At 67.5% G+C, this 17,607-nt stretch carries 16 protein-coding genes and 4 pseudogenes; 11 read left to right on the top strand and 9 right to left on the bottom strand.

Annotation, left to right across the window (positions count from 1 at the left end; genetic code table 11):
* Together ABTZ59_RS36040 and ABTZ59_RS36035 are read right to left on the bottom strand one after the other, a co-directional pair.
* Positions 1 to 534 (bottom strand): annotated as a pseudogene (locus ABTZ59_RS36040) (IS5 family transposase); the annotation flags it as partial.
* 255 nt (positions 535 to 789) lie between these two features.
* Positions 790 to 1,137, bottom strand: coding sequence for an effector-associated constant component EACC1 (locus ABTZ59_RS36035; RefSeq protein ID WP_351425171.1), 348 nt, complete (start codon positions 1,135 to 1,137; stop codon positions 790 to 792).
* A gap of 407 nt (positions 1,138 to 1,544) precedes the next feature.
* Between ABTZ59_RS36035 and ABTZ59_RS36030 the strand changes: the two genes are divergently transcribed.
* The gene (locus tag ABTZ59_RS36030) at positions 1,545 to 1,961 is read left to right on the top strand and encodes a hypothetical protein (protein WP_351425169.1); all 417 of its coding nucleotides are present in this window, start codon (positions 1,545 to 1,547) and stop codon (positions 1,959 to 1,961) included.
* A gap of 51 nt (positions 1,962 to 2,012) precedes the next feature.
* Complete coding sequence (locus ABTZ59_RS36025; RefSeq protein ID WP_351425166.1) at positions 2,013 to 2,345, top strand: hypothetical protein; 333 nt, start codon at positions 2,013 to 2,015, stop codon at positions 2,343 to 2,345.
* Positions 2,346 to 2,472: 127 nt separating this feature from the next.
* On the opposite strand, the gene ABTZ59_RS36020 is transcribed toward ABTZ59_RS36025, so the two are convergent.
* Positions 2,473 to 2,832 carry a hypothetical protein gene (locus tag ABTZ59_RS36020; RefSeq protein ID WP_351425163.1) on the bottom strand — a complete coding sequence of 120 codons (360 nt, stop codon included), beginning with the start codon at positions 2,830 to 2,832 and terminating at the stop codon, positions 2,473 to 2,475.
* 374 nt (positions 2,833 to 3,206) lie between these two features.
* Here ABTZ59_RS36020 and ABTZ59_RS36015 point away from each other — a divergent pair, with 374 nt between their 5' ends.
* From ABTZ59_RS36015 to ABTZ59_RS35995, 5 genes and pseudogenes are all read left to right on the top strand, one after another.
* The gene (locus ABTZ59_RS36015) at positions 3,207 to 3,488 is read left to right on the top strand and encodes a YxzC family protein (protein WP_503003860.1); all 282 of its coding nucleotides are present in this window, start codon (positions 3,207 to 3,209) and stop codon (positions 3,486 to 3,488) included.
* A gap of 52 nt (positions 3,489 to 3,540) precedes the next feature.
* A pseudogene (locus tag ABTZ59_RS36010) lies at positions 3,541 to 4,514 on the top strand (IS630 family transposase); the annotation flags it as partial.
* A gap of 53 nt (positions 4,515 to 4,567) precedes the next feature.
* A complete protein-coding gene (locus ABTZ59_RS36005; protein WP_351425156.1) occupies positions 4,568 to 5,185 on the top strand; it encodes a helix-turn-helix transcriptional regulator in 618 nt (205 codons plus the stop codon).
* 133 nt (positions 5,186 to 5,318) lie between these two features.
* The gene (locus ABTZ59_RS36000) at positions 5,319 to 5,756 is read left to right on the top strand and encodes a hypothetical protein (RefSeq protein WP_351425153.1); all 438 of its coding nucleotides are present in this window, start codon (positions 5,319 to 5,321) and stop codon (positions 5,754 to 5,756) included.
* 58 nt (positions 5,757 to 5,814) lie between these two features.
* Positions 5,815 to 6,681: a transposase gene (locus tag ABTZ59_RS35995; protein WP_351425150.1), complete on the top strand. Its 867-nt coding sequence runs from the start codon at positions 5,815 to 5,817 to the stop codon at positions 6,679 to 6,681.
* A 370-nt stretch (positions 6,682 to 7,051) separates the two neighbouring features.
* Here ABTZ59_RS35995 and ABTZ59_RS35990 read toward each other — a convergent pair whose 3' ends face one another.
* The 3 genes from ABTZ59_RS35990 to ABTZ59_RS35980 form a co-directional block, all read right to left on the bottom strand.
* The gene (locus ABTZ59_RS35990) at positions 7,052 to 10,018 is read right to left on the bottom strand and encodes a SpoIIE family protein phosphatase (protein WP_351425148.1); all 2,967 of its coding nucleotides are present in this window, start codon (positions 10,016 to 10,018) and stop codon (positions 7,052 to 7,054) included.
* Positions 10,019 to 10,202: 184 nt separating this feature from the next.
* A complete protein-coding gene (locus tag ABTZ59_RS35985; RefSeq protein WP_351425142.1) occupies positions 10,203 to 10,409 on the bottom strand; it encodes an integrase core domain-containing protein in 207 nt (68 codons plus the stop codon).
* Between the two features lie 180 nt (positions 10,410 to 10,589).
* Positions 10,590 to 10,799 carry a DDE-type integrase/transposase/recombinase gene (locus ABTZ59_RS35980; protein ID WP_351425140.1) on the bottom strand — a complete coding sequence of 70 codons (210 nt, stop codon included), beginning with the start codon at positions 10,797 to 10,799 and terminating at the stop codon, positions 10,590 to 10,592.
* Positions 10,800 to 11,052: 253 nt separating this feature from the next.
* Here ABTZ59_RS35980 and ABTZ59_RS35975 point away from each other — a divergent pair.
* Positions 11,053 to 12,254, top strand: a pseudogene (locus tag ABTZ59_RS35975) (IS3 family transposase).
* A gap of 76 nt (positions 12,255 to 12,330) precedes the next feature.
* Here the strand turns inward: ABTZ59_RS35975 and ABTZ59_RS35970 are convergent.
* The 3 genes from ABTZ59_RS35970 to ABTZ59_RS35960 form a co-directional block, all read right to left on the bottom strand.
* Complete coding sequence (locus ABTZ59_RS35970) at positions 12,331 to 12,753, bottom strand: hypothetical protein (protein WP_351425137.1); 423 nt, start codon at positions 12,751 to 12,753, stop codon at positions 12,331 to 12,333.
* A gap of 339 nt (positions 12,754 to 13,092) precedes the next feature.
* A complete protein-coding gene (locus ABTZ59_RS35965; RefSeq protein ID WP_351425134.1) occupies positions 13,093 to 13,827 on the bottom strand; it encodes an ABC-2 transporter permease in 735 nt (244 codons plus the stop codon).
* A gap of 2 nt (positions 13,828 to 13,829) precedes the next feature.
* Positions 13,830 to 14,771, bottom strand: coding sequence for an ABC transporter ATP-binding protein (locus tag ABTZ59_RS35960; RefSeq protein ID WP_351425131.1), 942 nt, complete (start codon positions 14,769 to 14,771; stop codon positions 13,830 to 13,832).
* A 107-nt stretch (positions 14,772 to 14,878) separates the two neighbouring features.
* Between ABTZ59_RS35960 and ABTZ59_RS35955 the strand changes: the two genes are divergently transcribed.
* The 3 genes and pseudogenes from ABTZ59_RS35955 to ABTZ59_RS35945 all read left to right on the top strand — a co-directional run.
* A complete protein-coding gene (locus ABTZ59_RS35955; RefSeq protein ID WP_351425123.1) occupies positions 14,879 to 16,090 on the top strand; it encodes a sensor histidine kinase in 1,212 nt (403 codons plus the stop codon).
* Between the two features lie 18 nt (positions 16,091 to 16,108).
* Positions 16,109 to 16,771: a response regulator gene (locus ABTZ59_RS35950; protein ID WP_351425120.1), complete on the top strand. Its 663-nt coding sequence runs from the start codon at positions 16,109 to 16,111 to the stop codon at positions 16,769 to 16,771.
* Between the two features lie 292 nt (positions 16,772 to 17,063).
* Positions 17,064 to 17,514: pseudogene (locus ABTZ59_RS35945) on the top strand (transposase); the annotation flags it as partial.
* Positions 17,515 to 17,607: the final 93 nt, after the last annotated feature.

Genomic DNA, 17,607 nt, shown 5'->3' with positions numbered 1-17,607 from the left:
GCCGGCCGCGGTGCGGGTCGTGTCTCGTTTGGAGACCGGCCACCATCGGCTTCAGGCCCTGCCTGTCGTGGGTGTTGGCGGCGGAGACGCCGACACCCAGGGGCAGTCCGTTCGCGTCCGACAGGACGTGCATCCTGGAACCCGGTTTGCCCCGGTCCACGGGGCTCGGACCGGTGAGATCGCCCCTTTTCTGGCCCGTACGTGGGCGGAGTCGAGGACCACGCGGGTCACGTCGAGCAGGCCGCACTCGTCGATCCTGTCGATGACGGCCTCGTGCAGCCGGCCCCGGACACCGGCCCTGGACCAGATGACGAAGCGCCGGTGGGCGGTGGACTTCGAGACCCCGAAGCACGGCGGCAGAGCCCTCCAAGCGCACCCGCTCACCAGCACGTAGACGATCGCGGCGAACAGCGTCTCATCAGGCGTGTCCCGCGTTCCGCCGCCCTGCGGACGTACCTTCGACGGTGGGATCAACGGCTTCGCGATCTCCCACAGCCCGTCCGGAACAATCCAGCCCCACGTATCCCGCCCCATGAACAGCCCAACGAGCGATCACCACATAGGACACGGTCTTAGCCGCCGCATCGTGAACCACGTCCAGCACGGTGTCAACGGAGGAGGGGTTGTGCAGCACCACGCAGTGCTGCGAGGGAAGACCCCACAAGCCAGGATCCATGAACAAGGTGGCGAGTTCGCGGACGTTATTGCCCGCAGCAGGAAGGTCCGCCAGGTGGCGATAGCGGTCACATCCGATTAAGACCGCACGAGACCTCGTAGGATCGGGAAGAGTCATCGATCGCTCTCGGACTGCAAGAGGTCTACGATCCGCCGAATCGCTTCCTCCGAACCGTCCGTAACCGTGACTGATACCTCGCCAACCGTGATCGTGACAGGCGCTGTTGCTGCACGACCTTGTCGCCAAACGGCATAAGCAACAACGAAGTTGGCCACAGCGACACCCTGGCCTACGACCAGTTCGATGATCTCGACGGCGTTCATGAAGCCGCCTGTCTGCCGCGCTGGCAACAGCCGCACCTCGGCATGGCGGCGCAGCTCGTCGTCCTGGCGCAGCCAGCGGTACAAATCAGTGATCACCGTGCCGCTGTCGCCCGTCTCGACGCTGACCTGAATCCGCATCACACCCCCCGTATTTCAGTGATGCACACAAGATATAGGCGTACGACCAGTCCCAAGGTGCTCTGGCTGGGGGCCAAGCGGCACACGGGTGCTGCTCGTGCAACAGGGACGGGTACCGCCTGGCCGCAGAGCCGTGCGGCACCGGCTCTGCTGCAGGGCGGTCAGCTGCTGCCGGTGGCCCATTGCTCCACCGCGCTCGGCTCCTCCCGCAACAGCGTCCTGCGGCGGGACTGAGATGAGGGCGGCAGAGGCGAAGCAGTGGATCTCAGCCAATGCGTGTGGAGAATCGGGCAGTCATTTCGGAATCGCGGGCGTCGCCCGTGTCATGGGCCCGATGATCTGCGGCGGCCGTCCTGGGACTCCGTTCCCACGACGGCGGACAGTGCCTCACCCAAGGCGGAGGAACCATGAGCGACATCATCACCCTGGCCGACGACCCCGATCTCGCCCACTTGGTCGACTTGATCGACATCCTCCCCCGGCCAGAGGCAAGCAGGTTCTGGGACGAGAAGGGCCAAGGTGATCACAGCATCGGAGCCAAGATCGGACATGACCTCAAGCAGATCCTCGGCGGACAGGGCCGTCCGCGGGATGTGGACTACTTCGCGGTGCACGTCCTGAAGTACCTGGGACGAGGCAACGTCTACATCTCGGAGGAGAAGATCACTCAGAACCTGAGGGGCGTCCATGGGCTGCCTGCGGCCGGCCGCGCGTGGGTGGAGGATGCCACGCGTACCGCGTGGAGGCTGGTCACCCGTTACAGCCTCGCGCGCTGGCGTGGAGTCACCTCGACGCCTGGCTCGGCATGGATGGCGACCCGATGATCGGTCGCGGGTGCTACCGAGGAGGGCCGCACGGGATACGGGCACGATATCGTGGAGTCTTCTTATCTGCGGTTTGCTGATCTGGCAGGCGTGCCCGAGGCCCCCATCGCTCACAGCCAGCTCGCTGCCCTGACCCGGTGCTTCGAAGAGGCCTCGGCTCAGGACTCCCGCGAGTTCGGGATCATCAAGTCCCACCTCACTGCGGTGCGCCTGCAGGTCGGGAACCTGGGCCAGAAGGTCGAGAACCTCAGCGGCCACGTGACCCAGGGCCTGGACGGTCTGGAGCGGAAGATCGATGGCTTCATCGACGAGCAGCGCACGGTCAACGCGATCATGGTCGAGCTGCTGTCCTCGCTCGTGGGCAAACGCACCGACACCCAGTGACCTCACGGCCCTGCGGCTAAACAGCTGGCCAGGGTGAAATCGGGGCGCGAACCACATGAGGTCCGTGCCCCGATCCGTGTGCGGTCCGCCCACGAACCTACGCCTCGGCGCCGCGATGAGGCTGCGGCTATCGGCCGGTACGGGTACGTCGAGTGTGGACGAGGTGCTGCCAGCGGGTGCGGACGGTGTCGGGGCTGTCGATCCACTGCGTGGTGGTAGGACCGGGCAGTGGCAGGCCGCCCATGTAGTGGGCGATTTCGGCGAAGTAGGCGAAGTCGCCGGTGGCGGTTAGTTCGCGCAGGCGGCCGATGGTGGCGGCCAACTCCTGGTCCTCGCCGCGCACGGCGTGGTGGAAGGCGACGGCAAGCTCCACGAACCGGTGGAGGAAGGGCAGCCCCGCGCCCGTGATGCCGGTGTTCAGGTTCTGGGCGCGGTCGATGATGCTATCGGTTCCGGCGTCCTTGATCAGGGCGACGACTTGGGCCAAGAGGGCGTTGGACCGTTGATCGAGGCCTTCGAGGAACTGGTGGGCGACGAGTTCTTCCGGGGGCTGCGGGTACTCGCTCTGGACGGGACGCTGTTGGCCGTGCCGGACTCGGAAACGAACAACAACGCGTACTAGGCGGTCCATCCGCAGTACTCCGACTTCCTGGCGGAGGATGTGCGGACGGCCGGGGTGCGGGTGCGGCCGGAGACTTATCGGCCGCTCTGGAGCAGTCGGTCAGCGCTGCCAGGGAGTCCCGCCGCGAGGATGCCACCGTGCACGAGATGCCGAAGAAGAAGACGGCCGCGAAGAAGACCAGCAGCCGGAAGCCCCGCTCCGCCTACTAGTGCCGCATCAAGCAACGTTCGCCCTGTCGTGTGTACCGTCGTTTCATGAGCGTCAGTGGGCAGCCTGGGCTGGATGAGATTGAGGAGCGTTTCGTCGCGGTCCTGGACGGACGTCTGAGTCGCGATGAGGCGGATCGGTGGGCAGCCCGCTGGATAGCCGACGATGATCTCGTGTGGGACGACCTGGCCTGGTGGGCGCTCGGCCGCCTGCACGGCATCGATCTGGCCGCCGGAGCGGACGGGACCTTCCTCCACGATGAGGAACAGGTCCGCGATTGGCTGCACGAACTACGGCAGCGACAGTCAGGCTGATGAACGCGCGTCCCCGCCCGCCCCGAGGCGCCGCACCTGCCAGGCTGTCCCGGTGACTGATCGGGTTCGGGTCCGTGAGATCGACGAGGACGAGGGCGGGCGGTTGCTGCGGATCGTCCGCAGGGGGACGGGGCCGGTGGTGACCTGGCGGCGGGCGCAGATGGTGCTGCTATCCGCCCAGGGCCTGGACGTGGCCAGGATCGCCGACGTCGGCTTCACCAGCGCGGACCGGGTCCGCGATGTGATCCGCAACTTCAACGCCGACGGCTTCGCGTCCCTCTATCCGAAGTACGGCGGCGGCCGGCCCAAGGCATTCACCCTTTCCGAGCGGCGTAAGGTCAAGAAGATCGCGAAGTCCAAGCCGGTCGAACATGGCCTGCCGTTCTCGACCTGGAGCCTGGCCAAGCTGGCCGACTTCCTCGCCGCCGACGACATCAGCCACGAGGGCCTGCGTATCCTGCTCCGCGAGGAAGGCGTCTCCTTTCAACGCGTGAAGACCTGGAAGGCCTCCCGCGACCCCGACTACGCCGCCAAGAAGGCCCGGGTCGAGCATCTTTACGCCATCGCCGACGGCGAGGTCATACCCGAGGGGGGAGAACCCGAAGTCGTCCTCTGCATGGACGAGTTCGGACCGCTCAACCTCCAGCCCCACCCTGGCCGCCAGTGGGCCGAACGCAGCGGCAAGCACAAGGACCCCGAACGAGAACCCCGCCCCCGGCGGCAGGCGACCTATACCCGCCCGCACGGAGTACGGCACCTGATGGCCGCCTACGACCTGGCCAAGGACAAGATGTACGGCCATATCAAGAAGACCAAGACCCGCACGAAGTTCTGGAGTTCTCCCGCTACCTGCGCACCCTCTACCCCGCGGACGTGCGCATCGCGATCGTGTGGGACAACTACTCACCGCACCTGACCACCAAGCGCTGCCGCCGGGTCGCGGACTGGACCGATGCCAACAACGTCGACATCGCCTACACCCCGACCAACAGTTCCTGGCTCAACCGTATCGAAGCCCAGTGGACAGTAGCCGTCCCTACCGCGGAGAGGTTCACCCTGTTCTGGACAGTTGGTCACACGTGACTGTGCAGTTTTCTCGCCGGATGCTGCCCTTGCCGGAGAAGACGGTGCAGGACTTGCTCACCGTCCCGATCAGCGGGCGCAACGGCATGGGCGGGGTGTTTACCCGCTGGCTTGCCGACCTCAACGCGCACGCCGGCGAGTTCACCCGAGCCGGCATCCCCACCCTCAACTCGGTCACCCTGGACCTCCTGGCCTCCGTAATCGCCCGCTGCCTGGAGGCCGAGAAGGCGCTGACCCCGGAGGCCCGCAGGAGAGCCCCGCGGGCCCAGATCAGCGCCTACGTCGAACAGCATCTCGCCCACACGGACATGACTCCCCAGACAATCGCGGACGCCCACCACATTTCCCTGCGCCACCTTCAGCAGTTGCTCGCCGAGGACGACACATCGCCGGCGGCCTGGATACGCCACCGCCGTCTGGAGCGCTGCCGCCTCGACCTGGCCAATCCCCGCCTGAACTCCCACCCGATCCGGGCTATTGCCGCCCGCTGGGGCTTCACCAACCCCATGCACTTCAGCCGCCTGTTCCGGACCGCTTACGGGATACCGCCACGGGACTACAGGAACCTGTCGCCTACGGCGTGCGCGAATCGTCAACAACCCTGCGCGGACTGACAAGGCTGGCTGCCGCTGCCCTCGGCATTCTGGACGCCGAGCAGTCGAACACGGGCACTCAGGCCCGCCCAGTCGGGGGTCTCCCGAACAGTCACACAGCAGTGGACTGCCACTCTCACTACAAGGGGAAATCATGCATACTGCACGTTTGGCCGCCTCTGCCGGTGCTGCTGCAACCGGGCTGGCTCTGACTGTGCTGGCCGCAGCGCCAGCAAGTGCGGCTGCGAACATGACCGTCTACTCTCTACAGTCGGCGAAAGGCGGGTATGGCACCGCGAACGCGTTTCTGACCGCCGAGTACTTCTGGTTCCGCGTCTGCGACAAGGGGACGGCGGACGGTTTCCGAGCTGTCGGTTACTTGTCCAAAGATGGAACTTCATGGAGCCTGACGCGACATGCCGCCGGCGGCAGCGGCTCATGCGTCGGCGGTTCACAAGACGGCACGACCAGCGGTTTCCTGCCCCAGCCGTTCCGCGGCTACTACACCATGACGGTCTGTCTGCGCGACGGTGCGGACGGAAACGACTTCAACTGCAATGACGCACCGGTCTACCACGACGGTTCAGCCTGACCGGACTGCGTCGAATTGCAATGCTCGGGGACCTGTCGTCGGGGACCTGGTCCAGCCAGTGCACGGCGTCGTCGCGGAAGGGCTGGTTGACGGGGACGAGATCGTCCCCGGTGGCGTCGTCCAGGGCCGTGATCACGCCGTGCACTGGCTGGACCAGGTCCCCGACACCCAGAAGAGACACAGTCTAGTGTCGTTGTTGTACGCGTCCGAGCTCGCCCAGTTCAACTCGGCTGCTCCATCGTGTGACTGCCTCGTGCATGTGTACGGTAATGCGGCCGATCATCCCGATCGGGTGCGCCGGTATCCGTCGGACATGACGAATGCGGAGTTGGCGGCCATCCGTCCATTGCTGCCAGTGCCGGCCTGGCTTCAGGGGCGGGGGCAGCCGGAGGGCTACTGCCACCGGCAGATGCTGGGCGCGATCTGGTATCTGGTCGCGGGCGGGATCTCCTGGCGGGCGATGCCCGCTGACTACCCCGGTTGGGCCCGTGTCTACGCCTTCTTCCGCCGCTGGCGCGAGCACGGGCTGATCACCGAGTTCCACGACCGGCTGCGCGGTCGGATGCGTGAGCATGAGGGCCGTGAGGCCGAGCCCACAGCGGGGATTATCGACGCCCAGTCGGTGCGGGCCGCGACGACGGTGCCGGCCGCCTCACGCGGCTACGACGACGGGAAGAAGGTGCCGGGCCGCAAGCGGCACGTCGTGACCGACACGCTCGGTCTGCTGCTGTCCAGTCGCGGTCACCGCCGCGAACATCGGCGACCGGGACGCCGCGGCGGGCCTGCTGGAGCGGCTGCGCCGTCTGCACCGCGACTTCACCCTCATCTGGGCCCACGGCGGCTACACCGGCGACCTGGTCGACCGGTGCCGGAGCAAACTCGCCCTCACCCTTCAGATCGTCAAGCGCACCGACGACATGTGTAGGCGTTTCTCGCCGTCAAAGGCGGCGATGGACAGGGTGTTGAGTGCGCCCGGGCCGGTCCTGCCGTATCCGTACCGTCGACCGTGACGGCCACGACCCGGTCGTAGGTGCTGACGAGGGCCTTCTCATGGTCGGTGGTGTGGAGCTCGCAGGCAAAACCGCGTCCGGAGAACTGCGCGCGGCACGGCTTGCTGGACTTGGTCGGACCGCACGACGCATGCACACTTCTTCGAGCACGGTGGCTCCTCACGGGGTTGTTCGGGTAGGGATCGTGGTGGCGGATCGGGCTCCAGAGCAGGACATTGCCGTCGAGATCGATGCCTTTGCCCACGTCCTGCGAGGAGGAGGGTGTCCCCGGACAGCTTCGCAGCCCTAGAAGCGGACCCGAAGCAGCCCTTGCCGCTCTCTCTCCCCGGAGGAGGGCGCATTCTGGTCCACGTCGAATCCGCCTGTTCTGTCGAATCCGTCTGTGCCCGGGAACATCAACTCCAGGGCGTCGGACGACTGGCTCCCACGGCCGTCCGGGCCGTGCAGGGCCTGCTCGGTCCAGATGCACTTTCCTTTCGCCGTGTAACGGGTGCCCCAGCGTTGCGCGAGTATCGTGATCAGCTGTAGCCCCCGGCCGCCTTCGTCGGTGTCCGCAGCGCGGCGCATACGGGGCATCGTGAGGCTCCCGTCGAAAACCTCGCAGGTCAGCACGGCGCCGTGCAGCAGACGCAGGCTGACCGGGCCCTTGGCGTGGCGTACGACGTTGCCCACCAGTTCGCTGGCCAGCAGTTCCGTGGTGGATGTCAGGTCGTCCAGGCCCCAGGCGGAGAGTTGCTCGCGGACATGCCGGCGGGCCAGGCTCGCCGCCTTCGGGTCCTCGGCGAGCGGCCAGGAAGCCATCCTGTCCGCGTTCAGGGCGTGGAGGCGGGCGACGAGGAGCGCTGCGTCGTCGGCCGCTTGGTGCTCGGCGGGGAGCAGGCCGACCGTCAGCGTGTCGCAGAGGCGCTCCAGATCCGTGTCGGTGCCGTCCTCATGGGCGGTGCGCAGGAGCCGGACCAGTTCCGCCGTGCCCTCGTCGATGTCGCGTTTGGCCGACTCGACGAGGCCGTCGGTGTAGAGCACGAATAGGGTGCCTTCGGGCAGCGTCAACTCGACCGTTTCGAACGGCGGCTCAGCCGCACCGAGGGGCGGGTCGGCGCCCAGTTCGGGGAACCACACGGTGCCGTCGGGGTGCACCAGGGCCGGGGGCGGGTGCCCGGCGTGGGTGATGGCGCAGACCTGGGTGGTGGAGTCGTAGAGCGCGTACAGGCAGGTCACGTACGACTCCTCGCCCATGTCGCCGACGATGTCGTTGAGGTGACCCATGATTTCGTCGGGGGGCAGTTCGAGGTCGGCCAGGGTGTGGACGGCCGTGCGCAGACGGCCCATGGTGGCCGCCTCGGGCAGGCCGTGGCCCATGACGTCGCCGACGACGAGGGCGACCCGGCCGCTGGAGAGCGGGATGACGTCGTACCAGTCACCGCCTACGTCCATGCCCTGCCCGGCGGGGAGGTAACGCGCGGCGGTCACACAAGCGGGCAGGTCGGGCAGGCCGGTGGGAAGCAGGCTGCGCTGGAGTTCGCGGGACCGGTCGCGCTCGGCGTCGTAGAGCCGGGCCCGCTCCAGGGCCTGTGCGACGAGGGCGCTGATCGTGGTCAGCAGCGAACGCTCGTCGTCGGTGAGCCGACGCGGACGGTCGAAGGAGACGACACACACCCCGAACGTGTGATCGGACGCCGTCAGCGGCAGGAACGCCCACGCCTGCTTGTGGGCGATGCCGGGGAGGTCGGCGTGGTCAGGTGCGTACGCGACGTACTCCTGCGGCGAGGACAGGAATGCCGGTGCTCCGGACGAGATGACCCTCCAGGAGGGACTGGTGCCGACTGCGCCACGGTCGTTCACGAGGTCGAGGAAGTCGTCGGCGTAGCCGACGGACCCGACATTGAGGAGCCGGCTTCCCTCGATGGCCTGCACCATGAGTCCGACGGCGTCGAACGGCGGCAGCACTCGCTGCGCGACCGCGTCCACCACGTCCTGTGAGGTCGTCGCCTTGGCGAGTGCCGCGGTCAGTTCCGTGATCTGCGCCGCTCGCTCGGACGCGGCATCCTCGGCCGCCCGGCGCTCCTCCTGCATGCGCAGTTTCTCGGTGACGTCCGTCAGGTAGAGGGCGCAGCCTACGGGTCCCGGTACCAGCCGCAGCCGGTAACAACGCCCCGTGTCCGGCATGCACACATCAAAGCTGGCGTGTTTCCCCTCTGCGGCGGCCCTCTGGCAACGGCGCTCCAGGCCCTGGATCCGCCGTGCGGCGGGCAGGTCCCACAGCACACGCCCGAAAAGTTGTTCCTGGGAGAATCCCAGCACGTGTTCCGTTTCCAGGTTGGTGAAGATGATGCGCCATTCAGGGTCCACCGCCAGGAAACCGTCGCTCATCTGCCGAAGGGCCCGGCTGAGCGCGTCCCGAGCGGAAGGCGACTCGCTGCCCTCCCACCTCACGCCGACCATCCGAAGCGGCTTGCCCTGGTCGTCGTACGTCGGCATACCGCGGGCCCGCGACCAGCCGTACGTGCCGTCCAGACGCCGTACCCGGTACGCGGCCTCGTACACCGAGTGGTCACGGATCGCTCGCTGCGCCTCCGCCAGCGCCGGTGCCAGGTCGTCGGGGTGGAGAATGTGCATCCAGTCCTGGATCTCGCCGGTGAAATCGGCCGGTCTGCTGCCGTAGAACTCCATGGCCACCGCGTCCCAGATCAGCCCGTCGGTCTGGAGGTTCCAGTCCCACCAGCCGACCCTGAGGCCCGGCACGCCCTGCCAGGGCTGCTCATCATCGGGCTCCTTCGGCGCGGAGTCGGACAGCCTCGGCGCCTGGGCCATGTGCTCTTCGGTCCAGGCGACCACGGCCCGGAGGAAATCCCACTGCTCCGGGGTGGGCTCGCCCCGGTCACCTGTCAGAAGGGTGAGGGTGCCCGTGATGCGGCCCCCGCCGGACACCGGCAGGGCGGCCAGGCCCGTGCCGAGCCCTGGGACGTCGGCGGCTTCGGTGGGCAGCGGCGGCAGCCATACAGCAGTGCCCTGGCGCAGGGCACACGCCGGGGCCAGCGGGCTCTCCTGATCGATGATCTCCCAGGAGCGGGTGAGGGCGGGCGGCAGGCCAACCGCCGACACCAGGCACAACGCGGACGTGGGACCACACAGATGGATCATTCCGCCCAGAGCGCACAGCTCACCCGTGGCGTGCTGGAGCGCCAGCCCGAAGACTTCGCTTTCCGGGGCACCGGAGGCCACCGTACTGAGCAAAGTCAGTCGCGGATTCACACTGCAAATTTTACGCTCGGTGGCGGCGCCCGGACATCCCGGAGCCCCGCCCTGCGGACGGATCCGAGGGGTCGTTGCAACACGTGGTCGTGTTGATCAGGCCACGGAGTCACCCGGGCTCAGCGCAAGCGGTACGCCGCTTACCTGAGCTGCCCTGGGTTTCGCAGCGGCCGGTTTGTATGGTTCAGGCCGCGTTCGTGGCGGCCTGGGATCGGTGGTGCTGGGCTTCGTATTCCTCAGGTGGGAGGAAGTCGAGGGCGGAGTGCGGGCGTTCGGTGTTGTGCCAGCCGGCCCATTGGACGACGGCTCGTTCTACCTGGTCAGCGTCCCGCCAGGGTCCTTGGTGCTCGATCAGTTCCGCCTTGAAGGAGCCGTTGAGGGCCTCGGCCATGGCGTTGTCTTAGCTGTCCGCGACGGAGCCGACCGAGGCGGTCGCGCCGGCCTCCGGCAACCGCTCGCTGTAGCGAATGGACACGTATGGCGATCCGCGGTCGCTGTGATGGATCAGGCCTGAACCCTTCTTCCAGTGGGAGGTCGGTAGGCATATGGGTGGCGAGCTGCCATCCGACGATCACCGTGAGTACACGTCCAGGACGAAGGCGACGTAGACCCAGCCCGGCCAGGTGCGGACGTAGGTGAGGTCAGCGACCCACAACTGGTTGGGGCGGTGGGCGGTGAGGTGCCGGTTGACCAGGTCCGGCGGTCTGGGTACGGATGGTTCGGGGATGGTGGTGCGTCGCCGTTGCCCGCGGATCACGCCTTCCAGACCGTCCTGGCGCATCAGCCGCTCGATGGTGCAGCGGGTCGCGGTGAAGCCCTCGCGTTTCAGTTGGCGGTGGGATTCGGCGGGCTCCGTAGGTCGCGCCCGAGGCCGCGTGGACGCGGCGGATGTGCCCGATGAGGTGCTCGTCGCGCAGTTGCCGGGCGGACTTGGGACGACTGCGGCGGGCGTTGTATGCCGAGACCGAAAGGTCCAGTTCCCGGCATTCGGGCTCGATACCCGAAGCCGGCGAGGATCTGAGAACGGACATCTCGTGGTCATGAAGAACCATCCGTCGCAGTTCAAGGCGGACGCGGTCGCGCTGTACCAGTCGCGGCCCGAGGCGACGATCCGGCAGGTCGCTGCCGATCTGGGGATCAACCCCGAGACCTTGCGGAACTGGGTCCGGGCAGCCGGCGCGAGCCGGCCGCGGGGACGCCGGGCCGAAGTACCGGCCGAGCCACGGACACCGGTGGAGGCGGAGAACGCGGCTCTGCGCACGAAGGTCCGTGAGCTGGAGGAGGAACGCGAGATCTTGCGGAAGGCGGCGAAGTATTTCGCCGGGGAGACGCGCTGGTGAACCGCTTCCAGCTCGTTGCCGACCACCAGCGCCGCTACGGCGTGAAGCGGCTGTGCATCATCCTGGCATCGCCCGCTCCAGCTTCTCCTACGGGCGTCGCACGGCCGGGGACCGGGCGGCCCGGCAGGCGGCCGACGCCCGACTCGCCGCCCGGATACGGGCCGTGCACCGCGAGTCGGACGGCACCTACGGCGTCCCAAGGATCACCGCCGAGCTCCGCGACGACGGCGAGCGGGTCAACCACAAGCGGATCGCGCGGGTGATGCGGAGCATCGGCCTGGCAGCCGTGCGGCTGCGTCGCAGGCACCGCACCACTGTTGCGGACCCGGCCGCGGCGAAGGCCCCGGACCTGATCGGCCGCGACTTCACGGCGAGCGAGCCGAACACGAAGTGCGTCGGCGACATCACCTATCTCCCGCTGGACAGTGGGAAGTTCCTGTATCTGGCCTCCGTCATCGACCTCGCCTCAGGCCGCCTCGCCGGCTGGGCGATCGCGGACCACATGCGCGCCGACCTCGTCACCGACGCTCTGGCCGCCGCCGAACACACCCGCGGCAGCCTCGCCGGAGCGGTTATGCACACCGACGACGGGGGCCCAGTACACCAGCCGGGCCTTCGCCGACGCCTGCCGCCAGGCCGACGTCCGCCGGTCCATGAGCGCGATCGGCTCCAGCGCGGACAACGCGCTCGCCGAGTCCTTCAACGCGACGTTCAAACGCGAGACTCTCCAGGGCCGCAGAACCTGGTCCAGTGAACGCGAGGCCCGCCTCGACGCGTTCCGCCGGCTTCACCGATACAACACCCGACGCCGTCACTCCCGCCTCGGACAACGCAGTCCCATCGCCTATGAGACAGCACTCAACGCAACATCAACTACCCTGGCCCAAGCCGCATAACCCGTGTCCAAGATTCCGGGTCAAGGCCCCTCCACGAAGCGCCTCCTGACAGGTCAGATGAGGCAGGTGCCGAGCGTTACCGCGTATCGCTTGACGGTGATCGAAAACGGGCCACGATCTGGTGTGCGTACTGATCCTCCGAGCCGCTGTCCTGGACCACTCGATGGGCCTCCTGGGCCCGATTTGTCTCGCACAGCAGCCGGACAAGGACGTACAGAGCGTCACGGTCACCATCTTCGGCGCGGCTACGCAGAACCGCCTCCATCCCCTGATCGCGAAGTGATCTGTTGAGTCTCCGACGTGCGTGGACATCCGTGAGAGCAAGCTCAGTGAGTTCGGAGAACCGCTTCGCACGGGCGAGCAAATCCATGTGCCACAGATGGTTGTTGTGCAACGTGTGATCGGTGGAGTAGCACTCGGCGTGGGCGCTTACCAACGCGATGGCCGCATCCCAATCCCCGAGTTGTTCCGCTACCCGGGCCTGCTCGAACCAGTCCACAGGACGAGTATCGCGTAGCGCTGTCTCGTACAGCGTTGCGGGGGTGGTCGCCGATGACGGTCCGCGAGGCCCAAGCACCTACCGCAACCCGTCAAATGCTGTCAAAACAACCTGCCGGAAGTGCCTCGCACAAGGTGTGAGTTTCTAGAGGACTTCTGCGAGTGGCGACGTGCGGGAACGCGATCACCCAGGCGCCTCTCGCGGAACTCTCACAGATGGTCGTTTGTGAGAGCCGTTGCCTGCCGTGTTCCCGCCCAGACGGCGCAGCCGGATCTGACCGCCCGTGTGCTTGCTCATGGCGCTGCCTCCGGCGCGGGGCGAGTGCCGGTTACCGCGTTGTCAGGCATCTCGTCGGTGTATTGCCCACCAACCCGCCAAGAGCGCGGCTGCCGCCCACAGCGCAGTCACGGCGAGACCTGTCCAAGGGCCAAGGCCTCCTGCCGGGTACTGGTGCAGGATTTGTTGTCCGGCACGGTCGGGAAGATATGCGGAGGCGCCCTCGGCGATGCCTCCGACCACGAAGGACACGATCAGGATGAAGGGGATGAGCAGGCTGAGCACCGCGACGGCGCTGCGCAGGAGGAAAGTGAGTCCTGTAGCGAACAAGGCCATCAGAGCGAGGTAGATCCCGCCGCCGATGCAGGCCCGCAGGGCTCCCGGCTCACCGAGGCCGATGGCGTACTTTCCTAGGAACGCCTGGCCCGCGAAGAAGGTGGCGAACGCGGTGGCGAGTCCAACGACGAGGGCGGCGGTGGCCACGATTGCTGTCTTGGCCGCGTAGAAGAGACCCCGGCGTGGCACCGCCGACAGGGAGATCCGAAGGGCACCGCCTGTGTACTCGGAGGAGATGGCGGTGGCCCCGAAGGCGATCGCGGCGATCTGTGCGAAGTTGATCGCGTAGAAGGCTCCGAAGACGGGATCCTCGCCGCCTTCCGCCTCCGCGCGGCCTACGGTGGCGAAGACGAGCAGCGTGATGGCCAGCGTGGCGGCGAAGACCGCGAGGAGTGCTCCGAAGCTCGCCCGGACTGACCTGATTTTGATCCACTCGGAGTGGAGTACCGCGATGACGGACATGGTCAGGCCTCCTGTGGGGTGGCCGTGGACGCGGGGGCCACGGCGGTGAATTCCGCCTCGGCGGCTGTGAGAGCGAGGTAGGCCTGCTCCAGGGATGCACGTTCGTCGGTGAGTTCGAGGACGGGGATGCCCTCGCGGGCTGCGGCGGCTCCGATCTGCTCGGCCGTGGCGCCGTCGACCACCCATCGGCCGTCAGCGTCTTCCGCGACCGTGTGTCCCTGGGCCAGCAGTGCGGCCCGCAGTCGGATGGGGTCACTGGTGCGTACGCGTACGCGCGGGTGGCTGTGCTGTTCGATGAAGTCCTGTTTTGGGATGTCGGCAAGGAGTCGGCCCTTGCCGAGGATGACGAGATGGTCGGCGAAAGCTGCGGTCTCGTTCATCAGGTGGCTGGAGACCAGGACTGTGCGGCCTTCGCGGGCGAGTCGGCGCAGCAAGTGGCGGATCCAGATGATTCCTTCCGGGTCGAGGCCGTTGGTGGGCTCGTCCAGCATGAGGACGGGTGGATCCCCGAGGAGCGCGGCGGCGATGCCGAGCCGCTGGCGCATGCCGAGCGAAAAGGTTCTGATACGTCGGTGTGCGACAGCGGTGAGACCGGTGTTCTGAAGGGCCTCGTCCACGCGGCGTGCCGGGAGGCGGTTGCTGACGGCGAGGAAGCGAAGATGGTTCCGGGCGGTGCGGGAACCGTGGGCGGCCTGCGCGTCCAGGAGGGTGCCGACGGTGCGCAGGGGCTCGCGCAGCGTCGCGTAGGGGTGGCCGCCGACCGTGGCAGTGCCAGAGGTGGGGCGGTCCAGGCCGAGGACGAGGCGCATGGTGGTGGACTTGCCGGCGCCGTTGGGTCCGAGGAACCCGGTGACCCGGCCCGGTTCGATACTGCACGTCAGACGGTCGACGGCCCGGGTACCGCTGTACTCCTTGGTGAGTTCTTTGATGTCAATGCTGGTCATGGCTTCAGCGTGGTCGGGCAAGCGCGGGCAGGCATCCCCCGCCCGGGGAGAGCGTCTCCCCCGCCCGGGGGAGACGGCGGCCCCTGCTGCTCTGGCACGATGTCGGCATGCCGGGCTTCCTGCTGCCGCTGACACGTGCGGTGACCTATACCCGCTGGCTGCACGTGCTGGTGGGTGCGATCGTGCCGTTCGCCTGCGCCATGGTCTATCCGGGGTTGAGCAACCCGTCACCGCGCGACTGGTTGCTGGTCGCGGTCCTTCCCATCCCCCTGGCTCTGGCCGTTGGCATGGTGCCCTCGATCCGTCATGCTGAGGGGCTGCAGGCGCGGCTGATGCTGTTTCCCGGGCCGCACGCACGCGTGAGGAATGACGAGGACCCTGGAGTCTCCACCGTTTTCTCCGCTTCGTGGACCGACCGGGCGAGAACCGGTGGCTGGCTGGTCCTGCGTCTGGAAGCAGGCCTCGCCCTCGCACTGGTGACCAACACATTGCTGACACTCGCGCTGTCGCTTGCCGGGGCGGCCGCCGGGGAGCCCGGCCTCGCCGGCCCGCTGCCGTACGTTTCGGATGCGGGCTGGATACATGCCCTGCTGGCACCGGTGCCCGTGCTGGTGCTGATCGTGGTGGCCGCTGGGGCCGGGGCTCTCATGGCGCAGGCTGCTCGCCGGCTGCTCGGGCCGTCGGTCAAGGAGCGGCTGGCGGAATTGGAGGAGCGCACCGAGCAGCTGCTGGAACGCAACGAAATTGCACGGGAGTTGCACGACACGCTCGGCCACGCGCTGACCTTGGCCGTGGTGCAAGCCGGTGCCGCCCGGGCCGCAGGCGACCCAGATTTCACCGACCGAGCGCTGGAGGCCATAGAGGAGACGGGACGGGCCGCGCTGGAGGACCTGGACCGTGTCCTGCGCGTACTGCGCGAGACAGGACAGCCGGCCGGCGCACGTCCGGCCCTCGACGAGGCGGGCCGTCTGCTGGATTCCGCGCGGTCCTCGGGTGCGCAAGTCGACGCCGAAGTGACCGGACCGTTGGAGCACCTTCCGGGGCCGATCTCCCGCGAGGCCTACCGGATGCTTCAGGAAGCCCTCACCAACGTGCTGCGGCACGCGGGCCCTGTCCGTATCGGCGTGCGCATCGCCATCGAGACAGCGCGGCTGCGGCTTGAGGTGCGCAATCCGTTGCCCGATCCGGCACCGGTGGCCGGCACGGGCGGTGGCAGGGGGCTGCGCGGCATCTGTGAGCGTGCCGCGCTGCTCGGGGGCGAGGCCAAGGCGGGACAGCACGGCGGCCACTGGCTGCTGTACGTCGATCTGCCGCTGTAGTTGATCTAGGCTGACTGGATGCCGCTCACTGTTCTCCTGGTCGACGACGAGCCGCTCGTACGGGCCGGGCTGCGCGCCGTGCTGGGGGCTCAGCCGGACATCGAAGTGGTGGGCGAGGCCTCCGACGGGGCCGCCGTGATCCCCTTGGTACGGCAACTGCGCCCCGACATCATCGTCATGGACGTACGCATGCCGCTGATGGACGGCATCGAGGCCACCCGGACGGTGCTGCGCACCATAGCGGACCCGCCGAAGATCGTGGTGGTGACGACCTTCGAGAACGACGAGTACGTGTACGGCGCGCTGCGCGCGGGCGCCGACGGCTTCCTGCTCAAGCGGGCACGGCCGGCCGAGATCGTGCACGCCGTACGGCTGGTGACCGAGGGCGACTCCCTGCTGTTCCCGGCGGCGGTACGGCATCTGGCTTCCTCCTACGGTCGGGACCACGGCAATACCGCGGCCAGGACCGCCATGGAACGTGCCGCATTGACGGAGCGCGAGGGGGAGGTGCTGCGTCTCATGGCGCAAGGCCTGTCGAATGCGGAGATCGCCGCGCGTCTGGTGGTGGGGACCGAGACCGTCAAGTCGCACGTCAGCTCCGTACTGGCGAAACTTGGCGCCCGGGACCGCACTCAGGCGGTCATCGCGGCATACGAGTCCGGCTTCGTCTCCCCTGGCTGAGGATCGGGTTGTGACCGGCGACGGTATCGTTCGTCGCCCTGCTCCTCGGGGTGGACGCCAATCGGTCTACTGACGAGGCCAGCCATGTCCGGCAGACCAGGGTGCCGTCGTCTTCCTCGCCCAGTTCGGGCGCGTCCGGGCCGCGCAGCGGGCGCAGGCCGGGGCCGCTGGCCTTGATGTTGAACAGGTAGCGGCCCAGGAGGTTCTTATCTGGACACCTTCGGGTGAGAGGCGTTCCGACTGCGTTGCATTAAGACGGTGTCTTATGCGGGGGCCGCTCGTTGAGTTCGGCCTGGGGCGGGGTAGGTGGAGTTGGATTGTTCCGGACGGGGTGTGGGAGATCGCGGAGCCGTTGATTCCGCCGTCGAGGGTGCGGCCGCAGGGTGGTGGGACACAGGACACCCCCGATGAGACGCTGTTCGCCGCGATCATCTACGTGCTGGTAAGTGGGTGTGCCTGGCGGGCGTTGCCGCCGTGCTTCGGGATCTCGAAGTCAACCGCTCACCGCCGGTTCGTGATCTGGGCCAGGGCCGGGGTGTGGGGCCGGCTGCACGTGGCCGTCATCGACCGTATAGACGAGTGCGGACTACTCGACCTGTCCCGCGTGGTCGTCGATTCCGCGCACGTCCGGGCCAAAAAAAGTGGGCGAACTCACTGGTCCGAGCTCCGTGGACCAGGGTAAGCCCAGTTCCAGGATGCATGTCCTGTCAGACGCGGCCGAACTGCCCCTGGTCGTCGGCGTCTTAGACGTCATCTCATTTGGTGAATCTGCGGTAGCAGATGAGGGTGCAGGCGATGCTGGTGAAGGCGAGGAAGTGTTCGGCTTTGCGCTCGTA

Source organism: Streptomyces sp. NPDC094034 (assembly GCF_040303865.1).
GTDB lineage: Bacteria > Actinomycetota > Actinomycetes > Streptomycetales > Streptomycetaceae > Streptomyces.
The sequence above is the reverse complement of the archived record's forward strand: the minus strand, read 5'-3'. Positions and strand labels throughout refer to the sequence as shown.